At 62.4% G+C, this 8,485-nt stretch carries 7 protein-coding genes and 1 pseudogene; 4 read left to right on the top strand and 4 right to left on the bottom strand.

Annotated features, from left to right (window positions below; translation table 11 throughout):
- A pseudogene (locus WA317_RS02575) lies at nt 1-544 on the bottom strand (hypothetical protein); the annotation flags it as partial.
- A gap of 81 nt (nt 545-625) precedes the next feature.
- Here WA317_RS02575 and WA317_RS02570 point away from each other — a divergent pair.
- Nucleotides 626-1,471 (top strand): hypothetical protein, encoded by an 846-nt coding sequence (locus WA317_RS02570; protein WP_425171548.1) that lies wholly within the window; start codon nt 626-628, stop codon nt 1,469-1,471.
- A gap of 296 nt (nt 1,472-1,767) precedes the next feature.
- Nucleotides 1,768-3,033, top strand: a complete 1,266-nt coding sequence (locus WA317_RS02565; protein WP_425171547.1) for a helix-turn-helix domain-containing protein — start codon at nt 1,768-1,770, stop codon at nt 3,031-3,033.
- A gap of 8 nt (nt 3,034-3,041) precedes the next feature.
- Here WA317_RS02565 and WA317_RS02560 read toward each other — a convergent pair whose 3' ends face one another.
- The 3 genes from WA317_RS02560 to WA317_RS02550 all read right to left on the bottom strand — a co-directional run bounded on the left by WA317_RS02560 (nt 3,042) and on the right by WA317_RS02550 (nt 5,365).
- On the bottom strand, nt 3,042-3,347 hold the full coding sequence (locus WA317_RS02560) for a hypothetical protein (protein WP_425171546.1): 306 nt from the start codon (nt 3,345-3,347) through the stop codon (nt 3,042-3,044).
- A complete protein-coding gene (locus WA317_RS02555; protein WP_425171545.1) occupies nt 3,344-3,631 on the bottom strand; it encodes a hypothetical protein in 288 nt (95 codons plus the stop codon). The genes WA317_RS02560 and WA317_RS02555 overlap by 4 nt, the downstream gene beginning before the upstream one ends.
- A 297-nt stretch (nt 3,632-3,928) precedes the next feature.
- Nucleotides 3,929-5,365 carry a HEPN domain-containing protein gene (locus WA317_RS02550; protein WP_425171544.1) on the bottom strand — a complete coding sequence of 479 codons (1,437 nt, stop codon included), beginning with the start codon at nt 5,363-5,365 and terminating at the stop codon, nt 3,929-3,931.
- Nucleotides 5,366-6,642: 1,277 nt separating this feature from the next.
- On the opposite strand from WA317_RS02550, the gene WA317_RS02545 reads away from it, so the two are divergent.
- Entirely contained in the window at nt 6,643-6,891 is a 249-nt protein-coding gene (locus WA317_RS02545; protein WP_425171543.1) for a hypothetical protein, read from the top strand.
- A gap of 23 nt (nt 6,892-6,914) precedes the next feature.
- Complete coding sequence (locus WA317_RS02540) at nt 6,915-7,790, top strand: MaoC/PaaZ C-terminal domain-containing protein (RefSeq protein WP_425171549.1); 876 nt, start codon at nt 6,915-6,917, stop codon at nt 7,788-7,790.
- Nucleotides 7,791-8,485: the final 695 nt, after the last annotated feature.

Raw genomic sequence — 8,485 nt, 5'->3', positions numbered from 1 at the left:
CCAACTCTTCGAGCGCAACTGAACGTTCGTAGGTGCGCTGCGCGCTATCGACGATCACGGGGTCAGCCAACAGCGCCGGCATCAATGAGACGGATCGCTTCAGGCACGCGAGGCAGCGTCCGCTTTGGTAGCCGTCCGGGCACCGCTCCTTGTTCCGATAGTCAGTGGTGCCGAGGTAGAGCGCGTACACCGGCGTCAGGTCCAGAGTCGCCGCAGTCGACATCAGTCTCGACCGCTGGGTACGGGTGCCGTTTGGGTAGTCGAAGTCGAACTGCCACTTGCCCCGGTTCACCGTTAAACGCTTGGCCTGCACGAGCATCCCGTAGGCGGAGGTCGCGTCGATCCACCACCAGACCCAATCGGCGCCGCTGATGGACTCGGCACGCTGGGTGAACGACACGACTGTCACCGCTTCAGCAGCGCGAGAAGTCACGATCTCAGTGATGGCTGTTTCACCCCAGCGGAGGTCTGCCCTATCGCACGCCGCCATGTGCCGTACGGAATGGATGCGGGCCGATCTGAGCGCCTCCTCTACTGTCGCCATGGCCCGATCTTCCCAAAAACGCAAACCGCGACACGCAGCCGTCTCAGCGATGGCCTGGCGTTTCTCCGCGAGACTGATCGCATGGTCTATCCGGCTAACGTGGTCCACGTCTTCATTGCCTCTCCGAGTGATGTGGCTCTTGAACGTCAGGCGTTGAGGGAAGCGATTTGGGAGTTCAATGACGAGCACACGACTGACACTGGGGTGGTGCTGCTCCCCCGCCTATGGGAGAAGAACGGCACGCCTCACATCGGTGCGCCGCCGCAGGCGATTCTCGATGACCAGATTGTTGACAGCTCGGACATCGTGATCGGCATTTTTTGGACGCGCATCGGGCAACTGCTCGACGACGGTAAGCATGCGACCGTCCATGAGCTTGAGCGCTTCGTGAACGCGGGTAAACCCGCACTCCTCTACTTCTCGAACACGCCCGTCGCTCCGGACTCTCTTGACCCAAAGCAGTACAGGGCGGTGCAGGAGTTCAAAAAGGAGATCGGGAAGCGGAGCCTTTATCGCGAGTACTCAGGCGTCGCCGAACTAGTGAATCATGCGCGCCGTGATCTGTTGGTCACCGTCCGAAGGCATTTCAAGCTTCCCGTTGAGGTCGGCCCGCGGGCTCCACAGCGCACCGCCAACGTCTCCGCCCGAGTGGAACGCCGTGGTCGCGATGCCTACCTCATTGTCGAGAACAGAGGGCCGGGCGACGCTCGCGGTGTGACCGTAGCGTGGGTGAGCGAGTCGATCGAGGAGGGTTTCGAGGCTCCCTGGACACACGATATGGAGGGGCCAATTTCGATGCTGACCGAGGGTTCTCGGTTTGAATTCTCGATCTTGCTGCACTCGGGCACACCAGACCGCGCAGACCTTCGTATTCGATGGGAGGACGACGACGGACCGCACGAGAAGGTTCAGACACTGTCGCTTTGACAGTCTCGCAGCCTTTTGATTGGAGACGCTAACGGTGCCGACCGAATCAATCACCGCGTAGCTGTTAGGCCGTTCTCTGGTGTACAGCTGCGTTGTCCGTCTTGCTCCGGCATTCGCTCATCAGCATCAGCGGTGACATCGACGGTCATACCCTCGGACGACAGCGCGCTCGGCGCGATGGGCGAACGCCGGAACACATCGGACACAATCCGACGCGCGGGTGACGGGGAGACCTCAGCCGCGTCGGGCCACTAACTGCCTGCCATGACCGCAAAGTGGAGATAACTTCGATCACTATGTTCACCGCCCTGCATCGCGTTCTTGGGTTGTCACCGGGTCCGATCACGGATGAGCTGATCGACGCCGCTGTGGAGGCGGGTGTCGAGGAGACTGATGACCTCGACTGGAAGTCAGAACTGCCCCCGACTTCTAACCTCAACAACGCCGACTTTCCCAAGGACGTCGCGGCGATGGCCAACAGCGGCGGCGGTGTCATCGTTTACGGTGTCACCGAAAGCCAGGAGAAGGCGACGGGGCGGAAAGACACCGGGGAGCTGACTGAGAACCATGAACGCAGCTTGCGCCAGGTGGCGGTCAGCGCAATCAGCCCACCGATATTCGGGCTCAACATCATTCGTGTTGGCGATGACGGGAACCGCGCAGTCGCCGTGGTCGTGCCGGCGAGCGTCGATGGTCCCCACCTGATCTACAGGAACGACTACTTCGGCGCACCGGTCCGGAACAACGCCGACACAGTGTGGATGCGGGAACGCGAAATCGCTACTCAGTACCGCGCGAGATTTGACGCCGCGCGACATGCCACTGAAGTCCTCGACAAGCTATATGAGGAAACCGCGTCAGGACGCGATATCACTGAGCGCGCTTGGCTGATCGCCGTGGCACACCCAAGGGCGGCCAGCGCAATGACCCGGTGGTCACGTGACGAGGCGCGGGAACTACTCAAACAAGCGAGAATGCTCACTGTGTCGTTCGCCAGCAACGACACGCTTCGACCTCTGGAAAGTGTCGATTGGCAGAACCCGCGCCCTGGACTGCGCCGCTGGACCGCGCCGAACACGATGATCGGGGAAACGGCACGGTGGCGAGAGGCATCGCTCAGTATCCAGTTCGACGGCTCCATCACCGTCGCCGCAGCAGCAGGCGCACACCGCCGAGCATCCGGGTTCAGTGAGGAAAAGAAGTTCTACGAGGGTTGGTGGATCAGCGAATTGGTTGTCGAGGCGGCGGTAGCCGACCTGATGGCATTGGTCCGCACCGTCGGACTGAGCATCGGGGCGGTCGAGTACGAGGTCCGGGTCGGGATCGAATGGGCAGGAAAGGAACCGCTCACGCTATACCGCAGAGTGCAAGGTTTTGATGAAGACGAAGGAACCGTACCCGTGCACCGCTTTATCCCCGTCGAAACCACCGTCGAGGTCCGGGACAACGACGATGCGGGCTATCTCGAACAGGTACGGGAGCTTGCGTTGGACTGCGTCAACCAGGGTGGTGTCATGTACCTGCACCTCATCAAGGAACATCTCGGCAACGACATCAGATAAGCCCGTTGCTACGGGTGCGGTCCAATCGTGGTGATGGTCACCGTGTCAGCTCCGGGTCCATACACCCACCAGATGCGCCAGGCAGAGGGCGTGCGATTCTCCACGTAGGACTCCCACACGTCTTCACCGTTGGGGCCGGTCAGGGAGTGGTACTTGTGCGACTCAAGGCCAGGATGCGACGGCCCGACATCTCGCAGCAGGCGCAGTGCCTTCTTGACTTTTTTCGTCTTCACGTCACGCGGGCGAGTTAGAAGATCGTCCATGATGGCTTGCGCTTCGTTGGTGTAGAGCAAAGTGAACGGCGGCGCGCTCATTCGTCGGCGTCGTCGCCGTCCAGGTAGTCGTCACGCTGAGATACCCTGCCCGCCGCGGCATCAGCCAGTCCGCGCAGCAGGGAGTTTCGGACAGACTCGTTCTCCCACACCAACAACTCGCGCTGCGGGATGGACGCCATCGGCGTCAACAGCAACTCGCCAGAGGCGCGGCGCGAGACAAGGAAGCGGTCATTGCGGTGCACGCCGATTCGACCGAAGGCGATGCGCGCGCGATCATCTGCTGTGACCTCGGTTACAGGCTCGAATACAGGGTCAGCCGTCATGGCCGCCTCCTCCGACAGGACTTCCCTAGCACATGCCTAGTATGCGTCTAATACAGAAAATGGGCAATGGGACGAATGGGCAATACCCACCTGTCCGTTCTTCGGGACAACCCTTGTGCTCTGTCGGCTTGATGACGTTTGGGCAGTGTGGCCGCCCCTCCCGGAGGTACTCGGCGCGGATCGGTGTGTAACAGGGCACCTGGCATCACCCCTGTCGGGCGCTCGGTCACCGTGTCCTCCTCCATACTCGCCCCATCGCCGTGTTGGAGGTCAGTTGCGGCTCCGACGTCCCAAATGTCAGTTGATTACTCGGTTCACCAGCGCATAGTGCTCTTGACGTGTAGCCGACACACCGATCTTGGCCATGACCACCAACTCGAGAAATAGGCGTGTCTGTTGCGTCAGGTTATACATCCGCTGGACTTTAAGTTCGTCTCGGCGTAAGCCGTGCGCCAGACCGTTCCGCGCGGCTGCGAGGCTTCGTGCCCAGCCAGCGAAATCCGGAACGGCGAGTAAGAGCGCCTCTGGCGCCGGGTGCGTGGCCAGATCACGCAGCCGTTCTTGGTAGGACGGCTCGTTGCGGATAGCTCGCTGGGCCCATTGCGTCTCGTCCTCGTCCAACTTCTCCAAGGCTTTAGTCATCATGGCCTCGAAGTCCTTGGGGTATGTCGCCAGACAGTCCGGGTAGAGATCCCGGTGTAGGGTTTCGGCGCCCAGTGCCACGATCAGCAGGTCGGATTGCAGGAATGCGTTGCGCCCGTAGGTCAAACTCAGCAGGATGTTCAGCGCATTGTGCGCGTCTTGGCGGAGCGCCATCCACGCCGCATACCATTCCGAAAGCGGACGATCCTCGACCAGGACGGCGAAGTCGCCCAAATCCAATGAACTAGGTGGTTCCTGAGGAGTTTGGTTCCAATGCGCGCGCACTGCGACCGCATGCTCAAATTCCTGCTCCTCGATGACCATTTCAGACGTGCCGTCTTCGCGCGTGACCTGGACCGGCCGGCGCAAGGCCTTGGGTTTATCCAGGATGAGCTGGAAGGATGTGACGGCGCACGATTGCCGCGTGGCAAACGACACCAGGTCGAGCCAGGAAGACACCGCGTCGTCGAACGCATCGCAAGTTGTCGGTTCGCTGGCCTCGATTTCGAGCACCACTTGCACTGGGCACACGACGTTGGCGTTCTGTCGGGTGAGTTGAAAATTGAACTCGCCGTGCAGCTGACGGATCCGGAACCGGAAAGGTCCATGATCGAATTCGACCGGTTGGTGTGTTTCTACCCGCACCGCAGGATCGCTCGATTCCTCGCGTGGCAAACGGATGAACTTGGCGAAGCCCGACCACACGTCCAGGTTCTCGATCCTGACTCGTGCGGCGGTGAATACTGCCGTGTTGGCAGGATCGAGGTGGATATCTTCGATGACCCGAGCTGCCCCTACGACCACACGCTGTCCGCCCGCACCTAACATCCTCTCTTCGGCTGACCTGATCCATCCGTCAACGAGGGTGAAGTGGTCGCCCAGCGGTGTCGTGCCCAACACCAGCGGTATCTCTTCGCGTTCAGTGATCGCCGGCAAGGCGGAGCTACCCGTCTGCGGTTGTTGACCGCAGAACGTACCAATCAACGACAATTCGATTCGCCCGCTGGGCTCGATGCTAAGGACCCCGGGTACCTTGTCACTGGCGTCGGTGCTAGGGCGCCACCAGTGCCCGTCGATGACGTTGCGTTGCATTGCCGCACGGTACCGCGCCTCCGCGGCCGGGTCCGGGCTGTGGCATACCGGCTGGGTGTTCCGCTTCTAGCGAACGCGCGGACACTCGCCCGCACGCTACGAACGGATTTGATGGGCCCAGGCGCAGCCGCCGAGCGTACGACAGGTGGAAGTAAGTGAGTGATCTAGATACCAGTAGAGAAAATTCTCACAACGGCAGGGCACGGTCTCTGAAACTCGCTCATTGGCCCGGCAAGCCAGACAGGTGCGTGACGGCGGACGGGAGCGCCAGCGCCCGCACGAGCTGTAGCCCCTACAAACCGTTCACACCTAGTGCATACAGGTCACGGAGTGGTAACTTTTCGTCGGATGAAGAAGGTTTTAGACGGCCTGACGAAACTGGGCGGTGAAGCCGTGAGTGACAAAGCCGACTCGAATACTGACGCGCTATGGGAGCCGGGGACATGTCCGCGCTGTGGCGCAAACGTGTGGCGGTCCACCTTGCCAACGCGTGGCCGGCGACAGATCTGGTGCTCCACAGACTGTCGCCGCGCTGCCCACGCAGAACGCGTTGCCGCCCAGCGTGCGGGAGCCGCTATCAGAGTTGTTGAAATACCCCGCGCAGTCGTTCGTGTGCCGCAGGCTCCGGTGGTTGCTGCTCGTCCGCTCACCTCCGAAGAAGCTGCTGCGCGGGTCTTGTCCGACACCGTCGCCCTGGCCGAAGTGCTGCGAGCCCTTATCGTTCAGGCGCGGCAAAAGAAGCTTGATCCGACCGTATTTAACGCGGCTAGAGAGCTCGCCCGGACGGTGTTGCCCCGGGCGCCCAGGCGCTGACCCGACGCCGCCCGAAAACGCACCGAGACCACTCGCAGCAGCCGTGCCGCTGACACACCTTTGGCCGCATCACCAAGCTCGCAGCCTTGGCCTCGTGCGACGCGATTTGCTAAATCTTTTGGCGAGTTCCTACGCTACAAAACCTTCGGAAGGAAAGTGCCGAACCCTGATAGTTCGCGGACAAACCGGTTGCGTACGTTGTCCCCGTGACGACGGAGTCGATAAGAAATTGGCCGACAGGCGGCCTCAGTGGGCCTCGCCCGCGTCACCTTTCGCGACACGCGCCTACGCTTCTCGAACGGCCGTTAGCGCGTTGAGTTTCGTCAAGTCGCCTGGCCCCATTCGCCTTCAGGCGAATATTGGCCCCATCAGGGCCGGCGGTCTTTGCCGGTGCGCTGGCGGCGCACGAAGCCATCACCCGATCACACATAAACGAAACTGTTCCGTTCACCTATGATCGGGGGGTGACAGCGACCGGCGCGAGCCGTTCCGGGACGCGCTTGCAAGCAGTCTTCCCGGTGGCGGTGGCGGCGCGTCGTGCTGCGGCCAGGTGGGATCTGGGGCGAGGTGAGGTGAATGGCTGGTTCTGCGGTCAGGCCGCCTGCGGCGCGGGGCTCGACGCCGCCAAGGGCCGCGCGATGCTGGATGCGGCGGTGGCAGTCGCCAAACGCGCCGGGGTGACCACTAGTTCGATTCCAAGGAGATTCCAGTGAGCCAACTAAGCGGGCTGAAAAGTATGCTGCGCGCGGTGGCTGCGGCGTTGCCGTTTGTGCCGCGACCCGACGAGCTAAAAAACGTGCTGCGCGCGGCGGCTGGGGCGTTGCCGTTTGTGCCGCGACCCGACGAGGTGCCCACCCGGACAGTGAGCGTTGCAGAGCTGCCGATTGACCGCGCGCATGTCGCCGCCTATGCAGCGGTCACTGGGCTGCGCTGCGACGACACCGTGCCGCTGACCTACCCGTTCGCGTTGACCTTCCCGTCGGTGATGTCGCTGGTGACCGGCTTCGACTTTCCGTTCGCCGCACTGGGGGCCGTGCACACCGAGAACCACATCACGCAGTATCGGCCGATCGCGGTGACCGACACGGTCGGCATTGTGGTGCATGCGGAGAACCTGCGTGAACACCGCAAGGGCCTGCTGGTCGACCTGGTGACCGACGTCAGCGTCGGCGACGACACCGCCTGGCACCAGGTCACTACGTTTTTGCATCAGCAGCGCACCAGTTTGTCCGACGAACCTAAACCGCCGCCACAAAAGCAGCCCAAGTTGCCTCCGCCGAACACCCTGCTGCGGATCACCCCGGGACAGATTCGCCGATACGCCTCTGTCGGCGGCGATCACAACCCGATCCACACCAACCCGATCGGCGCCAAGTTGTTCGGCTTCCCGAACGTTATTGCGCACGGGATGTTCAGCGCCGCAGCGGTATTAGGAAATCTCGAGGGTCAGCTTGGCGATGCCGTGAGCTATTCGGTGCGGTTCGGAAAGCCTGTGGTGCTGCCCGCCACCGCTGGGCTCTACATTGACCGGAGCGAGGACGGTTGGGACGTGGTGCTGCGCAATATCGCCGAGGGCTACCCGCATCTGACCGGCACGATCCGGGCGCTGTAGCCCGATCAGCAGGGAGTCGAGTCTGCGCCGGTGGTGGTGAGCCTGTGCGCAGACCTTGTTGTGGCCCCGCGATTCGCGCTGTGGCGCTCGCCGCCAGCCAGGGGCGCCGCAGCGCTTGGGCAGCGATAGGGGCGCTACCGCCACTGCGACCAGGGAGGACGGTCGTGCGCAGCCCGGTGTCGGGTATGGCCGATGTTTGGACGATTCACCGGTCACGCAGCTCAGCTCAGCCCGCTCGGGCAGACCCCCGGGTTTATCAGCACCGCCCACCTCGGGGACCGGAACGGTTCAGCGTTGCCCCGGTGGATTTCCGTAACGGTGGCCGCACGCACGGTGACCAATCGGGGCGAGAGCTCACCGAAAGCTCAAGTGACCGCGCGCTGGTTAGGGGATCTTCGCGGTGGTGAAGGACGTCGCGAACCAGAATCACCGAGCGCCGCTGGCGTGGCGGTGCGTCCACTTAGGCAGGCGGCCGGTCTCCGCGAGGTGGCGTCTTTGCCGGTGCGCTGGCGGGCGCGCGAAGCCATAACTCGATTCATACATAAACGAAACTGTTCCGTTTCCCCTATGATCGTGGGGTGACGTGCGATCGGCAGGGGCCCCGGGGTGCGCCTGCAAGCGGTGTTCCCGGGTGGCGGTGGCGCGCGTCGTGCTGCGGCCAGCTGCGATCCCGGGGCGGGGTGCCGGTGAATGGC

The organism is Mycobacterium sp., assembly GCF_049802695.1.
Taxonomy (GTDB): domain Bacteria; phylum Actinomycetota; class Actinomycetes; order Mycobacteriales; family Mycobacteriaceae; genus Mycobacterium.
Note: the sequence above shows the minus strand (reverse complement) of the source record. Positions and strands in the feature narration are given on the sequence as shown.

What these genes read in the sequence shown, in the direction of transcription:
- WA317_RS02550 (WP_425171544.1), bottom strand. Translation starts at nt 5,365, where the DNA reads ATGCAACGCAACGTCATCGACGGGCACTGGTGGCGCCCTAGCACCGAC.
- WA317_RS02540 (WP_425171549.1), top strand. Translation starts at nt 6,915, where the DNA reads ATGCTGCGCGCGGTGGCTGCGGCGTTGCCGTTTGTGCCGCGACCCGAC.
- WA317_RS02570 (WP_425171548.1), top strand. Translation starts at nt 626, where the DNA reads ATGGTCTATCCGGCTAACGTGGTCCACGTCTTCATTGCCTCTCCGAGT.
- WA317_RS02555 (WP_425171545.1), bottom strand. Translation starts at nt 3,631, where the DNA reads ATGACGGCTGACCCTGTATTCGAGCCTGTAACCGAGGTCACAGCAGAT.
- WA317_RS02565 (WP_425171547.1), top strand. Translation starts at nt 1,768, where the DNA reads ATGTTCACCGCCCTGCATCGCGTTCTTGGGTTGTCACCGGGTCCGATC.
- WA317_RS02560 (WP_425171546.1), bottom strand. Translation starts at nt 3,347, where the DNA reads ATGAGCGCGCCGCCGTTCACTTTGCTCTACACCAACGAAGCGCAAGCC.